The following is a 15,889-nucleotide window of genomic DNA, read 5'->3' as shown; positions in this document are numbered from 1 at the left end:
TTTCGAACTGGCGACCGAAACGCCGGCCCGTCGGGTACGGGAGTGACGCCGGCCATTATGTTGTAGCCAACAACATATGCGACCGACGCCGAAACGGACATCACAATTATGCAACAGTGTGGTCCAGCTCACAATGTGCCGGTGCGCAGGGGGCGCGGATCCTCCGTCAGCACAGCCAGTTCCGACACCCGGCGATCGGCCAGCGCCCGGCAGATGCGCAACCCGGCGGCCCGCACCGCGGGCATTACGGCCATGGCGGCCTCGGTATTCGGCAATACCACCGACAACGACGCCATCACCTGACCGTCGGCGGCCCGCAACGGCACGGCGATCGAGGTGGCGATCGGATCGATCAGTCCCGGGCAGTACGCCGCGCCGGCCCGGCGCACCCGGCTCAGCACCATCCGCAGCGCGCGCGGATCGGTGACGGTGTGCGGGGTGTAACCCCGCAACGGTTCGGCCAGCACGGATTCCTGCACATCGGCCGATGCGTGGGCGAGCAGCACCAGACCGGGCGCCGAGGCGTGCAGCGGCAACCGGCTCGCGGTCGAGATCAGGCTGCGCACCGCGATCGGCGCCGAGAGCTGCTCGACGATCAGCACCTCGTGCCCCTCGCGGACGCCGAGGTGGACGTGCTGGCCGATGCGGGCGTGCAGTTCGGTCATGAACGGCATCGCGGTCCGGGACAGCTCCCGCATCGGCGCGGCGCGGCTGACCATCTCCCACATCCGCACGCCGATCCACACCCGCCGCTCCGCATCGCGCTGCAACCAGCCGCGCTCGACCAGCTCGGCGACCATGCGGGACACCGTCGGCAGCGGGATTCCGGTGCGCTCGGACAGCTCCGACACCGTCGACGACCGGGTTTCCGGTCCGAATGCGTCGAACAACCGAGCCAGCCGGGAGAGCACGGATTCACCATTGGAGTATCTGGCCATGAGAGCGAGTCCTTCAGCCGAGCCGGATGCGAAGCGGTTGCCCGGCACACTGCCGCGGCCTGCCGACTGTGCCCGAGCAGCTTCTCTTCCAGCTGTGGCGAACCTAGCTGCCACCTGTGAACCCCGCCGCGGCGGTCTCGGTGACCGCCGATCGGCCTGCGCAGATCTCGTCCACGACCGCGGTGAGTACCGTCAGGCCGTGGGTCAGTTCGTCGTCGGTGACGGTCAGCGGCGGCAGCAGTTTGACCACCTCTTCGTCGGAGCCGGAGGTCTCGACGAGCAGCCCCCGTTCGAAGGCCAGCCGGGAAACCTTGCCCGCCACCGACACATCCGCGAAGGCCAGCCCGTGCACCAGGCCGCGGCCGCGCGCCGACACGCCAGGGTACCGACCGGCGAGTTCGGTGAGCGCGGTGTGCACCCGTTCCCCCAGCCGCTGGGTGGAGGCGGTCAGGCCCGCGCCGGTCCAGAAATGCTCGAGCGCCGCCCGCGCGGTGACGAACGCCGGATTGTTGCCACGGAAGGTACCGTTGTGCTCCCCCGGCGCCCACTGGTCCCATTCCGGCCGCAGCAGCACCAGCGCCATCGGCAGCCCGTACCCGCCGATGGATTTGGACAGCGTCACGATGTCGGGGGTGATCCCGGCCGCCTCGAACGAGAAGAACGGGCCGGTCCGTCCGCAGCCCATCTGCACATCGTCGACGATCAGCAGAATGCCTCGGGCCGAGCACAATTCGGCCAGCGCCCGCAGCCAGCGCGTACTGGCCACATTCACCCCGCCCTCACCCTGCACGGTCTCCACGATCACCGCGGCGGGTTTGTCCAGACCGGAGGCGGCGTCGTCGAGCACCCTCCGCATCCAGGCCGGGCCCGCCTCGGGGTCGGCGCCGAGGTAGCCGTCGTAGGGCATCGGGACGGCATGGGCCAGCGGCACTCCGGCGGCGGCGCGCTTGGCGGCGTTGCCGGTGACGGCCAGGGCGCCGAGGCTCACGCCGTGAAAGGAGTTGGTGAAGTTCCAGATCGCGGTGCGGCCGGTCACCTTGCGCGCCAGCTTCAGTGCCGCCTCGACCGCGTTCGCCCCGGTCGGTCCCGGGAACTGCACCTTGTAGTCCAGCCCGCGCGGCGCCAGCACCAGATCGCGCAACGCGATCAGCAGATCGCGTTTGGCGGTGGTGGACATGTCCAGTGCGTGGGTGACGCCGTCGCCGGACAGGTACTCCAGCAGGGCCGATTTCAGCACCGGGTTGTTGTGGCCGTAGTTCAGCGCACCGGCTCCGGCGAAAAAGTCCAGGTATTCCCGGCCGTTCTCGTCGCGCAACCAGGCGCCGCGCGCGGTGTCGAAGACCGTCGGCCACGCCCGGCAGTAACTGCGCACGTTCGATTCGAGTGCTTCGAAGACTGTGGTCATGGCGGCCCTTCGCCGAGCGGGAGCCGGGGCCCGGCCCCCAATAATCTGAAATGTACCTGTTTCTAACATCGAACCGGGCATGCCCACAAGAGTTTCGGCGAACCGCCAGGATCGCACCCCGGCAACCGCTCGGTATCACTTTCGGAACATTCGTGATTCGCGGAACCGGTTGTGAACGAGAGGCGAGCACCATAGCGTGGTGTGATTGTGCGCGCGCGCTCAGACGTCTACTTCCGGTTGGCCGAAGCAGGTTTCCGCAGGCAATGGCACTATCGGCTGGCGATGTTCGCCGGCATGTTCACCAATGTGGTGTTCGGGCTGGTCCGCGCCTCGGTGATGCTGGCCGCGGTCCGGACCTCCGCCGGATTCGGCGGATACACCCCCGATTCGATCGGCGCGTACGTCTGGCTGTCGCAGGGCTTGCTGGGTGCCCTCGGCGTGATGGGCCCGCCGCTGGATCTGGTCGAGCGCATCCGTAACGGCGATGTGGCCATCGACTTCCTGCGCCCGATCGACATCCAATTCTGCTATCTGGCCGGTGATCTCGGCCGGGCCGGATGCACGCTGCTGTTGCGAGGACTGCCCAGCGTGGCAGCGGGCATGCTGTTCCTCGAATTGGAGCCACCACACGAGGCGTTGCCGTATGTACTCGGCGCCGTCAGTGTCGTACTGGCAGTGACTATTTCGTTCCTGCTGCTGTTCGCGGTGGCGCTGGCCGGTTTCTGGCTGGTGGAGACCCGCGGCATCCGGCTGCTCTATCAGATCGTCGCGACTTTCCTGGCCGGACTTTTCGTACCCGTGCACCTGTTCCCCGAGTGGCTGCGTACACTGGCAAACCTCAGCCCGTTCCCTTCCCAGTTACAGGGGCCGATCGACGTGCTGTCCGGCCACGCCACCGGCGGCGAGGTCGTGCAAATCCTTGCCGTGCAGGCATTCTGGGTGATCGTTGCCCTCGCCCTCGGCCGTGCGCTGCTGCGCGCAGGCCGCCGCAAACTGGAGGTGCAGGGTGGCTGAATCGGCGGCGGCCCCGTACGGCAACTGGTTCACGCCCTATCGCGCGGTGCTCCGTTCCCGGATGCGCTCACAGCAGGCCTACCCGCTGTCGTTCGCCGCGGACATGCTCTCCTCGCTGCTGGTCGGCGTCGTGGAATTCGCCGAGGTGTGGGTGATCTACCACAACGTCCGGGTGCTCGGCGGACTCGACATGCACGCCATGCTGCTGCTGTTCGGGTTGAGCAACGTGACGTTCGCGATCGCGCAGATCGCCGTCGGCCACACCGACACCCTGCCCACCTACATCCGGCTGGGCACTCTGGACGCCTTCCATCTGCGACCGCAACCGCTGCTGCTGCAACTGATCACCAGCGATATCTCGCTGCGCCGGCTCACCCGGGCCGCGGTCGCGGCGGCGGTGCTGGCCGCCGGCCTGGTGGAGAACAACATCCATTGGACCACAACCAAATTCGCCTTGCTCGCGCTGTCGCTCCCGGCCGGGGTGGCGATCTTCGCCGGCCTGTTCGTGGCGGCCGCGGGCCTGCAATTCTTCCTGATCGACGGCTCCGAGCTGACCAACAGCTTCACCTACGGCGGCGCGTTCGCCGCGCAGCAGCCGACCGCGGTGTTCGGCCTGCCACTACAGGTACTGTTCGGCTTCGCCGTCCCGGTCGCCTTCGTCGCCTACCTGCCCACGATCGCATTACTGGGTCACGGTGGCCCCGATTGGCTGCCCGCGGGACTGGCGTGGGCGACTCCGGGTGCTGCACTGTGGATCTGGGCTCTTGCCCTGACGTTCTGGCAGCTGGGTGTACGACACTATCAGGGAGGCGGCGGATGAACGCGATCGAGATCGACGAACTCACCAGACAATTCGTGTTGCGTCGAAGGGAGGAGGGCCGCCGGCTGCGCCGGCGTGAAACCATCACGGCCGTGGATCGGATGAGCTTCACCGTCGAATCCGGCGCCGCCGTCGGCTACATCGGCGCCAACGGCGCCGGCAAGTCCACCACCATCAAGATGCTCACCGGCATCCTGGTGCCCACCTCCGGCACCGTGCACACGTGCGGGCTGGAACCGGTGCGGCAGCGACGCGAGCTGGCGGGCCGGATCGGGGTGGTGTTCGGCCAGCGCTCGCAGCTGTGGTGGGATCTGCCGCTGCGCGAATCGTTCACCATCCTCGCCGCCATCCATCGGCTCGAACCCGACGGCGCTCGCAAGCGCACCCACGAACTGGTCGAGCAACTGGAGATGGCCGAGACCCTCGACACCCCCGTCCGCCAGCTCTCGCTGGGGCAGCGCATGCGCGCGGAAATCGCTGCGGCACTGCTGCATTCACCGGAGCTGTTGATCCTGGACGAGCCCACCATCGGACTGGACGTGCTGTCCAAGCAACGACTACGGGAGTTCCTCAGCTACGAGCGGATCCAGCGCGGCACCACCCTGCTGCTCACCACCCACGACATGGGCGACATCGAGCGGCTGTGCGAGCGGGTGCTGGTGGCCGACCACGGCCGGCTGGTCTACGACGGCTCGCTGACCGGGCTGGCCGCCACCGTCGGCGTGCGCCGGGTGCTGGTGGTCGATCTGGCCGGTCCCACCGCCGAACTCGACGGCCTGCCCGGCGCGCAACTGCTGGCCACCGAGGGCGGCGGCGTCCGGCAGCGGCTGGCGTTCGACGCCCAGGCCACCACCGCCGCACAGCTTCTCACCGCCGTCTCGGCGCGCGCCGAGGTCCGCGATCTGTCCATCGAGGAGCCCGACATCGAGGACGTGGTGCGGCGTCTCTACGAATCGCGCAACCCCGGATCGCATACGCCCCGCCCCTTCCGGCCGTCGACCGGCCCGGCCCGCATCCCGCTGCGCTCGCCGGGCCGGCGCCACGGCTGAACCCACCGCCGCGACCGCACACCGTGCCTCGCCGAACCGGGGCGCGGAACGCGCCGACTCCGCGGAAATCCCGTCATTCGGCCGACACCGCGGCGGCACACTCCCACATCGAAGTCGAATAGCCCACGCGGGTGACGAACCGGTGAACAGAATCGCGAAGAAGGCGATCGCGAACTATGCGACGGGCCGGAAAAACAGAACCACTATGTGCGGAATAGCCGCAATCCACTCGGCGGTCCATTGCCGATGTGCGCGCGGCGGATCCCGATCACGTCGGAAGCGCATCGGTCGGACGGCGTTGCCGGGTGGGAGGATCACACTCCGCCAGGAGTTTCCGATACCGAACCCCCGTGCAAAATCAATTGTTTCGCATTCCCCGGGCACTACGCCGGGAGCGCGGCAGTCGGCGCCGCGCCGGACCCCGCCCCACCGGCGTGTCGAGTTCCGTGTGTCACATGGGCCTTCGGCGTACGAGAGGTGCCTGTCTTGCAAATTCGACCCGCATGTGTCAGGTTGCTTCTGATTCTCCGGACCGGGCGACCGGAGGCCGTGCGTCAGCGGGAAACAAGGAGAACACGTGCAATTCCGTCGAGCACCTCTGTTGCCGGGCGATGGCGACCGTCGGCGGGGGCGCGCGTCCACCATCCGAGGGCAGCTGACCCGGATGCTGTTGGTCTCGGTGGTGCTGGTACTCGCCCTGCTGGCGGTGATCGTCTACGACGTGGTCGGCCGGTACCGGGCCTCGGAAGACACGGTGCGCGCGATCGGATTGGCGTCCGCGGTGCAGGATTTCGTGCACGAGGCGCAGCGCGAGCGCGGGCTGTCGGTCGGCGTCGCGAACGGGCAGGGCTCGATGCGCGATCAGCTGATCACCGAGCGCGGCGCCGTCGACACCACCCGCCGCGCCCTGGACCACGCCCTCGCGGACGGCGGCATACCCGGCAGCGCCGAGGTGCGCACGGCCTTGCAGCAGTTCGCCGGCCTCACCGCCACCCGCGCCGATCTCGACACCCACCGCATCGACGCCGGGCGGATCTTCCGCTTCTACACCGACGCCATCACCGCCGTGCAGCGGGTGCGGCCAGGCGTGGACCTGGCCCGCGACCCCGAGCTGTGGCGCGACCTGCAGACGCTCTACGCCCTCGGCGATCTGAAGGAGTACACCGGGCAGACCCGGGGCTTCCTCAACGGCATCTTCGTCAAGGACGAATTCGACGGGAACGAGTACATCCAGTTCAGCGATATCCGCGGGCTGCGGCAGGCCGCCCAGGCCGCCTTCGTCCGCGACGCCACCTCCGCGCAGCGGACGCAGCTGGACACCGTGTTCCGCTCCGAGAACGCCACCCGCGCCGCCGCCGCGGAGGGCGTGGCGATCGCCTCCTCCGACGGCCCGCTGACCAGGTCCATCGACCCGAACATCTGGTGGGCCAACATGACCGGGCTGATCGACGCCGAGCGCGACGTGCAGCGGTCGGTGGCCGCCGACGCCGTCGATCGCGCCGAGCACCTGCGTGACGAGGCGGAGATCCAGCTCATCGGCTGCCTGGTCGCCGCGCTGCTGGCTCTGCTGGCGCAGATCGCGATCACCGTGGCCACCATCCGGCGGATCGCGCGGCCGCTGACCGCGCTGGCGACCGAGGCCGACGAGGTCGCGGGCCGCCGCCTGCCCGCGCTGATCACCGCCTGGCAGGCCGATTCCGAACCCGCGCCGCCGGAACCGATCCGCACCGAGCACCGCGCCGGCGCCGAGATCGTATCCGTGGCACAGGCGCTGGACCGGGTGCAGACCACCGCCTTCGAACTCGCCTCGCAGCAGGCGCTGCTGCGGCACAACACCTCGGAGTCGCTGGCGAATCTGGGACGGCGCAACCAGAATCTGGTCCGCCGGCAGCTGGGCCTGATCAGCCAGTTCGAGCAGGAGGAGCTCGATCCCAAGGCGCTGGCCAACATGTTCGAGCTCGACCATCTCGCAACGCGCATGCGCCGCAACGCCGAAAGCCTGCTGGTGCTCGTCGGCGAGGCCAGCCCCCGGCGCTGGACCGAGGCCATTCCGCTCACCGACGTCATCCGCGCGGCGCTGTCCGAGGTCGAGGACTACCGCCGGGTGATCCTGCGCCGCGTCGACGACGTGCCGGTCGCGGGCTCGGCGGTCAGCGAGCTGGCGCACATGGTCGCCGAGCTCATCGAGAACGGGCTGGCCTTCTCCCCACCGGATCTGGAGGTGGAGATCTACGGCCGCCGGCTCGGCAAGCAGTACATGCTCGCCGTCGTCGACCACGGCGTCGGCATGCCGCCGGAGCAGTTGGCCGCGGCCAACTCCCGGCTGCGCGGCGAGACCGACTTCCTGCTGGCGCCGACCCGCTACCTCGGCCACTACGTCGTCGGCCGCCTGGCCGCGCGGCTGAAGGTCGAGGTGGAGCTGACGGTGTCGCCGGTCAGCGGCGTGGTGGCCCGGATGCTGCTGCCCGCCGAGATCCTCGCCGAACAGGCCGCGATGCCGGAGGCGAAGCCCAAGGCCGAGCAGTTGCGGGCGGCGCCGAAGGCCGAGCCGCTGCCGGCGGCGCCGAAGGCGGAACAACTGCGGGCCGCGCCCAAGGCGGAACAGCTACGGGCCGCGCCCAAGGCCGCGCCGCTGCCGGCCGCGCCCAAGCCGGAACAGGTGCGGGCGACGCCGAAACCGCCCGCACCCGAGCCGGTTCCGATGAGCGCCGGTATCCCCATGACTCCGCTCGGCCCCATACCGCCGCTCGACCCGGTGAAGCCGCTGGGCCCGTTGAGCGCGCTGGGCCCGGTGTCCCTCGGCGGGTCGGTGCCCCCGCCGGTCGGCATATCCCCGGTGCCGGAGGCGGCGGCCGCCGCGGCCCCGCCCCCGGCACCGGAACCCCAGGCCGCGGCGCCCGTGCCCGCCGAGGCTATGGTGATCGACGCCACCGGATTCACCGTGCACGACGAGGCCATCCACCGCGTACCGGATCATGCACCGCCGCGGGCGGATCGGTCGTACCAGGAAGCGCAGGACCGACCACGGAAGGACACCGTGCCCGTGACCAACGGACACGCTCATCCGGATCGCGGCCCCCGCCCCGATCCGTTCCCGACCATGCCGGCGGGACCGTTCAAGGATCTTCTGGAAGCCGCCGCCACCCAGCGGCACGAGGCCGAATCGATGCGTACCGGTTCCTGGCCGGCCGTCGACCTCACCCACGGCCACCCGGGTGATCCCGGCCTCGGCGGCGTGGAACGAACTCGCAACGGTCTCGTCAAGCGCGCCAAGAAGAATCGCGATACCGTACAGACCGACCGGACAGTGCGGACGCCCAGACCGCCGGTGAATCCCGCCGCGGATCGCTCGCCCGAGCAGATTCGAGGTATGCTGGCGGACTTCCGGGCCGGTCACCAACGTGGCGAACGCACCGGTGCGCCCGACACGAATGCCGATGAACGGCAATGGATTCCTGCTTCGACGACCCAGGAGGAAACCAGGTGACCACGCACCTCCAGGACTCCGGCCCGCACACCTTCAACTGGCTGCTGGCCGATTTCGTCCGTACCACCGCCGGAGTCCGCGACGCGGTCGCGGTCTCCTCGGACGGCCTGCTGATGGCCATGTCGGACGGCCTGGACCGCACCGGAGCCGATCGCCTGGCGGCGATGGTGTCCGGTTTGGTCAGCCTCGGCCGGAGCGCTTCGCGCAGTTACGAGTTCGACGGCCTGAAACTGATCATGATCGAGATGCGGCGCGGCTTCCTGCTGGTGTCCGCGATCGCCGACGGCAGCTGCATCGGCGTGATCGCCGACAGCGCGGGCGATGTCGGCCTGATCGGCTATCAGATGGCCGTCCTGGCCGACCGCGCGGGCGCACTGCTCACCCCAGCGCTCATCACCGAGCTGCGGGAGTCCCTGCGCAGATGACCGAGCCACCCCGGCTGTCCGATCCCCGGATGATTCCACCCGGTCACCCCGAATCCTGGTCCGGCGCCTCGGATCAGGACGACGAGTATGCGCGTGGCGCCGGGGAACAGGGGCCGGTGGTCCGCCCGTTCCTGATGACGGGTGGCCGGACCATTCCGCTGGTCGACGGGCTGCGGATGGAAACCATGGTCTCGGCCGCCCCCGCCGCGCTCTCGGCGCCGCTGCGGTTCGAACAGCACACGGTGGTGCGACTGTGCCAGCAGCCGCACTCCATAGCCGAAATCTCCGCGGCGCTCCGCGTTCCGATCGGTGTGGCCCGCGTCGTGGTCAGCGATCTGGTGACCACCGGACATGTGTCGGTCAGCGCCGCCGACGAATTGTCCATCGATGCCATCGAGAGGATCAGGGACCTTGTACGGGCACTCTGACAGCCCCCCACCACAGCCGACGACGTCGTCGGTCAAAATAGTCATCAGCGGCGGATTCGGTGTGGGGAAGACCACCTTCATCGGGGCGATCTCGGAGATCGAGCCGCTGGCGACCGAAGCGGCGATGACCGAGGTGTCGGTCGGCGTCGACGATCCGGGCATGCTGGCCAACAAGACCACCACCACGGTCGCGCTGGACTTCGGCCGGATCACCCTGGACCGCACGCTGGTGCTGTACCTGTTCGGAACGCCCGGTCAGGAGCGGTTCGAATTCCTCTGGGACGACCTGGCCGACGGCGCGCTGGGCGCGGTCATCATCGTCGACACCTCCCGGGTGCAGGACTGCTATCCGGTGCTGGACTTCTTCGAACACCGCAAGACCCCGTTCGTGGTGGCGGTCAACAAGTTCGAGGGCGGTGCGCGCTTCGATCTCGACGAGGTCCGGGAGGCGCTGGATCTCGACGACGACCTGTGCCTGGTCGAATGCGACGCCCGCAGCCGGGAATCGGTGAAGCAGGTACTGGTGGCGCTGCTGGAACAGGTACTGCTGCAACGCCTGTCGGGCACCACCGGAGTCCGCACCTGAGTCAGCGACCGCCGGGCCCGTCCGAGGAGTAGAGGCTGATCTCCCCGTTCTCCCCCAGGAATGCGTTGACCAGCATGGTGCCGCGCGCCGACAGCTCCTCCGACGCCGGAGCGACGGTGGTGATCGAGATGTACGGGATGGCCGCCCAATTCACCACATAGCGCTCGGGCGGTCCGTCGGCGCCGGACATGTGGGCCAGGCGGAACACCGACACCGTGCGGCGTTCCACCAGAGTCCGGACCACCTCGGCGATCCGATCCGGATCCTCCAGTGCGAACAGGAAGCCGAAACTCAATTCCGGCGAGGACACGTAGGCGGGCACGAGGATCGAGGCTATCGGACCGCCGGAGCGGACGAGCCGAGCGAAACCGGGTTTCGACGGCGGCGTGCCGGGGAATCCTGCGAGGACTCGCCCGACGATGATCTCCGATGGTGGCGATCATGTGACCGCGTCGTAATGGACTATAACGATTGCCCGGCAGCTTCGGCTTTTCCGCCGGTCGGCTGTTGCGCGGGCCCGTGCGACGCGCTTTCCTGATTATGTCCTGCTATGACGGAACGTCTCTCGCATCGTCGCGGAATTCCCGGTTTCCTCACCGTGAGCGTGTGTGGGTGTCGCTGTGTCCGGACCGTGCGGGACTACGCCGGAGCCGAGGGGCGCCCCTCCCCTGAAAACCTCCTCGGCCCTGGCGTATCCAATCGATCGCTGGCTCGCGAGGGTGGGAAATCATGGCGACCGAGCATCCCGGCGTGCGCGCCGGAATCGGTGAGCTGCCGTCTACGACGGAGGTATTGCACGCCTTCCGTGCCTCCCGCGATCGATATCGGCCCGAGGATGTGGTCCTGGATGCCGCCCGGCGGCTGGCCCGCTGCCACGAACTGCGGCTGCGCACCCAGCAGGCCGCGCACGCGCCGGACGTGTCCGATGTGCGGGTGGCCGGGTGCAGCCAACTGCTCGACGACATCGACCGGGATCGTGCGGAGCAGGTGGCCCGCATCGACGGCTGGGTGGCCGAGCACATCGCGCATCGCGCCGGCGCCTCCCTGCACACCGAGACCCTCGGCGCGGTGATCGACCGACTCGCGGCGAAATGGGTTGCGGCCCAACAGGCCCTGGGACTGCCGACGGACGGGGTCGAGCCGCCGCCCGAGCCGCGCACCGATATCCGGCCGCGCCGGACGACGATCGGGCACCACGGCGTGGACGGCGAGGCGCGCCTGCACTGGGTGCGCCTCGCCGAACTCGTCGACGGCTACCGGGATCTGATCACCGACGTCATCGAGCGCCGCCGCCGGTTGCCGGTGTTCTGAGCGCGGTATGCCGGACCGGCGGCGGATGTCCCGCGCCGCCGGGTGTTCCGAGCCGCTGCCGACCGCTCAGTGCTCGTCCGGGTCGATGATCACGGTCTCCGCGTCGATGAAGGGCTGCACCGCGCTCGGGTCGGTCTGCGGGGCCGGATCGTCCATCAGCACATCGGGGGCCTCGCGCCCCTCGTTCACCGGCGCGGCGGCCCGGCGGTCGGCCTCGGCCGCGGCGGCCGCCTCCCGCATTTCGATCGCATCCGTGACCCATTCACCGATCTCGCGGGTGACCTCGGCGACGGTGCCACTGATGATCGTTGCGATATTGCCGACATGCCGTGCCCCGGACGATGTCAATTCCTGGATCAAATCCTTGTTGCGCTCGAATTTTCCGAACATCACCCGTCCGCTTCGCTCGATTCCCGCTTGCGCCTCACGATAACACCGGGCTCGGACTTCGACGGGAACAGCGAAGGCGGCAACGCCATCCGCACAATCTTCGCCCACACCCCGCCGATCTGCTTGCGCAGCGGGCCGGTGTGATACGGCAGCCCGAACTTCTCGCACAGCGCGCGCACCTCCGGGGCGATCTCCGGATACCGGTTGGCCGGCAGATCGGGAAACAGATGGTGCTCGATCTGATGCGAGAGGTTGCCGGACAAGATGTGGAACAGCGTGCTGCCGGTGATGTTCGCCGAGCCCAGCATCTGCCGCACGTACCACTCGCCGCGGGTCTCCTCGGCGGTCTCCTCTTCGGTGAACGTCTGTACTCCGGAGGGGAAGTGGCCGCAGAAGATGATCGAATAGGCCCAGATGTTGCGCACCACATTGGCCGTCACGTTCCCGGCCAGGGTGGACAGGAACATCGGGCCGCTCAGCAGCGGGAACACGAGGTAGTCCTTGAGCACCTGCCGGCCGGCCTTGCGGGCCTGCCCGCGCAGTAGCCGCCGCACCTCGCCCCAGGAACGCTCGCCGCGCACGATGTTGTCGAACTCGAGGTCGTGCAGCATCACGCCCCACTCGAACAACATCATCAGCGCGAACGCGTACAGCGGATTGCCCAGGTAGTAGGGATTCCACTGCTGGCCCTCGTCGATGCGCAGCACGCCGTACCCGATGTCGCGATCGCGGCCGTGGATGTTGGTGTAGGTGTGGTGCATGTAGTTGTGCGAGTGCTTCCACTGATCCGCCGGACACACGTTGTCCCACTCGAAGACCCGGGAATTCAGCCCGGGCTCACGCATCCAGTCGTACTGGCCGTGCATGACGTTGTGGCCGATCTCCATGTTGTCGAGGATCTTGGCGAGGCTCAGCGCGGCGACCCCGGCCAGCCAGCACGGCGGCAGGAAGCCGAGGAACAGCAGGCCGCGGCCGGCGACCTCGAAACCGCGCTGCGCCTTGATGATCGAGTAGATGTAGTCGCGGTCGCGCTGACCGAGATCGGCGGCGATCCGGGCGCGCAGTTCGTCCAGGTACCGGCCGATCTCCTCGACCTGCTCCGGGCCGAGCACCACCGGCCCGGCCGCGGTCTCGGCGAGTACGGCGGGTCCGGTCACTGTGGGTTCGATGGTTGTCATGCCCATCTCCTGTGGATGTCTCGGGTGTTCAGAGGGCGATGTCGACATCGCCGACGGCGGCGTTCACGCACAGCTGGACCCGCTGGTCCGGGTCGCTGTCGAGTTCGCCGGTGCGCAGATTCCGGGTGCAGCCCGACCGCCGGATCGCGGTGCAGGAGAAGCAGATTCCCATGCGACAGCCGTACTCCGGGGTGAGGCCGGCTGATTCGGCCTGTTCGAGCAGGCTGATGCCGGTGTTCTCCGATCGCACCCCGCTGGCCGAGAAACTGGTGGCGCCGGACACCTCGGCGGGATCCACGGCTGCGTTCGACAGCGTGAATTCCTCGGTGTGCACCGAACTCTCGATTCCCTCGGCGGCCGCGACCGCACGCACCGCGGTCATCAGCCGGGCCGGGCCGCACACGTAGAGCTGCGCCGCCGGGAACCACGGGGCCAGTTCGGTGAGCGTGTCCCGATCGAAGTGCCGATCGGATTCCGCACCCGGATAACGAAATTCGATGCGCATGCGCGGATGGGCACGGGCGACGGCGTCCAGTTCCACCCGATGCGGCACCGACTCCGGCGACCGCGCGTAGTGCAGGAACAGTACGTCGCCGCGATGGTCCTCGGCGGCCAGCGTGCGCAGCATCGACAACACGGGCGTGATGCCGCTGCCGCCGCTGATCAGGACGATCCGCTCCGGACGCGGCGAGGGCAGCACGAAGGTTCCGGCCGCCGGCGTCAGATCCAGCACCATACCCGCGCGGGCATTCCGCCAGAGATGTCGCGACACCAGCCCGTCCGGGTGCGCCCGGACGGTGAGTTCCAGCTCCCGGCCCGCCCCCTCCACGGTGACCGGGGAATAGCACCGGGTGTGTTTGACCCCGTCGATCACCACCGAGACCGACACGTACTGTCCGGCCCGATGCCCGGCCCAGCGCCGGGTCGGCCGCAGCCGCAGCGTCACCGAACCGTTGGCGTCGTGCCGGACCCGGACGATCTCGGCGCGCAGATCACGCACCGTCAGCGACGGCCGGATCAGCTCCAGATAGCGATCGAGCGGGTGCGGCGTGGTCAGCGTCTGCACCAGGTCGACGAGTCCCACCATGCGGTATCCCCCAGTCTCCGGGTCGTGTCACCGAGACCCGGGCGGCTACTGCCCGATATTTCGGTGCACATCTGTACACTCACTCAGTGTGCCCCGATCGCGGCCCTTTAATCAACCGATCCTGGTTGTGACCGGCACAACATTCCAGCGGGAAGGCAGTTCGTGAACGGATGTATGCTCACCGACATGAGCGAGGCGGTGGAGACCAGGGGCGAGCGCAAGGAGCGCACCCGGCAGGCCCTGCTCGACGGCACCCTCGCACTCGCCGCGGACCGCGGCTTCGCGGCGCTGAGCCTGCGGGAGATCGCCCGCACGGCCGGCATCGTCCCCACCGCCTTCTACCGGCACTTCGCCTCGCTCGACGAACTCGGCACCGTCCTCGTCGACGAGGGGGTGCGCCAGATGCGTTTGGCGCTAAGGCAATTGCGCCGCACCCCGGACGCCCGGCTGGCCGAGACGGTGCACTTCGTCTTCGATCAGGTGACGGGCCGGGAAGCGTTGTACGGCTTCCTGATCCGGGAACGGCACGGCGGTTCGGCCGCGCTGCGCGAGGCGATCTCGGTCGAGATGCAGCTGATCACCAGGGAACTGGTGGTCGACCTGTCCCGGATCCGCGCGCTGGACAGCTGGTCCACCGACGATCTGGAGCTGGCGGCCGGTCTCATCGTGAACACCGTCGCCGAGCACATCGCCGGATTCGTCACCGCGGGCGCCGCCGACCGGGACGCGCTCGTCACACTCACGGTCGGCCGGGTCCGGCTGATCGCGCTCGGCATGGCGGCCTGGCGCTCCGCCGACCGCTGAGAGGCGAGGGCACCGCCATCACGCGCTGACCCGGCCGTGATCCCGTTCCAGGTGCTCACGCCAGGGCCGTGCGCGCTCCTCCGGTGTCATCGCGAGCAGGGCCCGCAGTTGCACCCAGGCGGCCTCGTCGGCAGGGGTGAAGATCTGCACCCAGGCGCCGGCGATACTCGGCAGCGACATGCTGGTCTGGATCATCTCCACGTCCCCGGTGGCGACATTGCGGATGACCCGGTTGCGGACCGGCGGCGCCGCGACGTCGTTGCGTTCCCACAGCGCCGCGAACTGCGGGCTGCGGCCGCACAGATCCTCGATGAATCGCATCCACTCCGGATCGCGCAGATGCTTCGCATAGGCGCTGCGCAGGAAACCGACCATGCGCGAAAGCTTTTCGGGGGCGCCGACGGCGTACGGGTTGCAGCACGCCGGGGTCAGGAACACGTGACGGATCACATTGCGCTCGCCGGACAGGAACAGCGGGCACAGCGCCGCGAACCCCTCGTTGTGCGCCAGCACGTCGTAGCGCGACGACAGCAGCACTCCGGGCAGTGGCAGCAGGTGATCCAGAATCACTTGCAGCTCTTCGGGAATCGACTCCTCGAGATGTGCAGTGGGCACCGTCGGCACATCGGCGAGCCGGTACAGGTGCGCCTGCTCGGCGGCGTCCAGCGCGAGGGCCCGCGCGATGGCGTCGAGCACCTGCACGCTGACATTGATGTCGCGCCCCTGCTCGAGCCAGGTGTACCAGGTGACCCCGACCCCGGCCAGCTGCGCGACCTCCTCGCGCCGCAGGCCGGGGGTGCGCCGGCGCGGACCGGCGGGCAGCCCGACATCCGCCGGTGTGATCCGGGCCCGGCGGGTCTTGAGGAAGGCGCTCAGCTCCCCGCGACGCGCTTCACGCAGCATCCGGGACCGCGCGCCCGCACTCATCTCCACCATGGTTCCATCGTGATCGAAAATCCGTTCGGTA

The 15,889-nt window shown here is 68.8% G+C and carries 16 protein-coding genes and 1 pseudogene; 9 read left to right on the top strand and 8 right to left on the bottom strand.

The annotated features are described in order from the left end of the window. Nucleotides 1-128 precede the first annotated feature (128 nt). Both LBW94_RS37935 and ectB read right to left on the bottom strand, forming a co-directional pair. Entirely contained in the window at nt 129-938 is an 810-nt protein-coding gene (locus tag LBW94_RS37935) for an IclR family transcriptional regulator (RefSeq protein WP_225058492.1), read from the bottom strand. A 103-nt stretch (nt 939-1,041) separates the two neighbouring features. After that, entirely contained in the window at nt 1,042-2,343 is a 1,302-nt protein-coding gene (gene ectB / locus LBW94_RS37930) for a diaminobutyrate--2-oxoglutarate transaminase (protein WP_225058493.1), read from the bottom strand. 207 nt (nt 2,344-2,550) lie between these two features. On the opposite strand from ectB, the gene LBW94_RS37925 reads away from it, so the two are divergent. From LBW94_RS37925 to LBW94_RS37915, 3 genes are read left to right on the top strand one after another with little or no spacing between them, the layout of a single operon-like run. Then, nucleotides 2,551-3,357: an ABC transporter permease gene (locus LBW94_RS37925; protein WP_225058494.1), complete on the top strand. Its 807-nt coding sequence runs from the start codon at nt 2,551-2,553 to the stop codon at nt 3,355-3,357. Continuing rightward, a complete protein-coding gene (locus LBW94_RS37920; protein ID WP_225058495.1) occupies nt 3,350-4,177 on the top strand; it encodes an ABC transporter permease in 828 nt (275 codons plus the stop codon). Before LBW94_RS37925 ends, LBW94_RS37920 begins: the two co-directional genes overlap by 8 nt. Further along, nucleotides 4,174-5,226: an ABC transporter ATP-binding protein gene (locus LBW94_RS37915; RefSeq protein WP_225058496.1), complete on the top strand. Its 1,053-nt coding sequence runs from the start codon at nt 4,174-4,176 to the stop codon at nt 5,224-5,226. The genes LBW94_RS37920 and LBW94_RS37915 overlap by 4 nt, the downstream gene beginning before the upstream one ends. 92 nt (nt 5,227-5,318) lie before the next feature. Here LBW94_RS37915 and LBW94_RS37910 read toward each other — a convergent pair. Further along, nucleotides 5,319-5,511 (bottom strand): annotated as a pseudogene (locus LBW94_RS37910) (DUF4389 domain-containing protein); the annotation flags it as partial. A gap of 379 nt (nt 5,512-5,890) precedes the next feature. On the opposite strand from LBW94_RS37910, the gene LBW94_RS37905 reads away from it, so the two are divergent. Genes LBW94_RS37905 through LBW94_RS37890 form a run of 4 tightly spaced genes read left to right on the top strand, consistent with a single transcriptional unit; the run spans nt 5,891 to nt 10,152 of the window. After that, nucleotides 5,891-8,713, top strand: a complete 2,823-nt coding sequence (locus LBW94_RS37905; protein WP_225058497.1) for a nitrate- and nitrite sensing domain-containing protein — start codon at nt 5,891-5,893, stop codon at nt 8,711-8,713. After that, entirely contained in the window at nt 8,710-9,138 is a 429-nt protein-coding gene (locus LBW94_RS37900; protein ID WP_225058498.1) for a roadblock/LC7 domain-containing protein, read from the top strand. The genes LBW94_RS37905 and LBW94_RS37900 overlap by 4 nt, the downstream gene beginning before the upstream one ends. Continuing rightward, nucleotides 9,135-9,566 (top strand): DUF742 domain-containing protein, encoded by a 432-nt coding sequence (locus LBW94_RS37895; RefSeq protein ID WP_225058499.1) that lies wholly within the window; start codon nt 9,135-9,137, stop codon nt 9,564-9,566. The genes LBW94_RS37900 and LBW94_RS37895 overlap by 4 nt, the downstream gene beginning before the upstream one ends. After that, nucleotides 9,526-10,152, top strand: coding sequence for a GTP-binding protein (locus tag LBW94_RS37890; protein WP_225058500.1), 627 nt, complete (start codon nt 9,526-9,528; stop codon nt 10,150-10,152). Before LBW94_RS37895 ends, LBW94_RS37890 begins: the two co-directional genes overlap by 41 nt. A 1-nt stretch (nt 10,153) precedes the next feature. Here LBW94_RS37890 and LBW94_RS37885 read toward each other — a convergent pair whose 3' ends face one another. Beyond that, nucleotides 10,154-10,474: a hypothetical protein gene (locus LBW94_RS37885; RefSeq protein ID WP_225058501.1), complete on the bottom strand. Its 321-nt coding sequence runs from the start codon at nt 10,472-10,474 to the stop codon at nt 10,154-10,156. 407 nt (nt 10,475-10,881) lie between these two features. Between LBW94_RS37885 and LBW94_RS37880 the strand changes: the two genes are divergently transcribed. Beyond that, entirely contained in the window at nt 10,882-11,463 is a 582-nt protein-coding gene (locus LBW94_RS37880; protein ID WP_225058502.1) for a DUF4254 domain-containing protein, read from the top strand. A gap of 66 nt (nt 11,464-11,529) precedes the next feature. Here LBW94_RS37880 and LBW94_RS37875 read toward each other — a convergent pair whose 3' ends face one another. From LBW94_RS37875 to LBW94_RS37865, 3 genes are read right to left on the bottom strand one after another with little or no spacing between them, the layout of a single operon-like run. Then, on the bottom strand, nt 11,530-11,853 hold the full coding sequence (locus tag LBW94_RS37875; RefSeq protein ID WP_225058503.1) for a hypothetical protein: 324 nt from the start codon (nt 11,851-11,853) through the stop codon (nt 11,530-11,532). Next, entirely contained in the window at nt 11,853-13,031 is a 1,179-nt protein-coding gene (locus tag LBW94_RS37870) for a fatty acid desaturase family protein (RefSeq protein WP_225058504.1), read from the bottom strand. Before LBW94_RS37870 ends, LBW94_RS37875 begins: the two co-directional genes overlap by 1 nt. 28 nt (nt 13,032-13,059) lie before the next feature. Next, complete coding sequence (locus LBW94_RS37865; RefSeq protein ID WP_225058505.1) at nt 13,060-14,118, bottom strand: ferredoxin reductase; 1,059 nt, start codon at nt 14,116-14,118, stop codon at nt 13,060-13,062. A 186-nt stretch (nt 14,119-14,304) separates the two neighbouring features. On the opposite strand from LBW94_RS37865, the gene LBW94_RS37860 reads away from it, so the two are divergent. Then, entirely contained in the window at nt 14,305-14,922 is a 618-nt protein-coding gene (locus LBW94_RS37860) for a TetR family transcriptional regulator (RefSeq protein WP_225058506.1), read from the top strand. 18 nt (nt 14,923-14,940) lie between these two features. Here LBW94_RS37860 and LBW94_RS37855 read toward each other — a convergent pair whose 3' ends face one another. Then, on the bottom strand, nt 14,941-15,858 hold the full coding sequence (locus tag LBW94_RS37855) for a helix-turn-helix transcriptional regulator (RefSeq protein ID WP_225058507.1): 918 nt from the start codon (nt 15,856-15,858) through the stop codon (nt 14,941-14,943). Between the last annotated feature and the right edge of the window lie 31 nt (nt 15,859-15,889).

Source organism: Nocardia sp. alder85J (assembly GCF_020176955.2).
GTDB lineage: Bacteria > Actinomycetota > Actinomycetes > Mycobacteriales > Mycobacteriaceae > Nocardia.
Note: the sequence above shows the minus strand (reverse complement) of the source record. Positions and strands in the feature narration are given on the sequence as shown.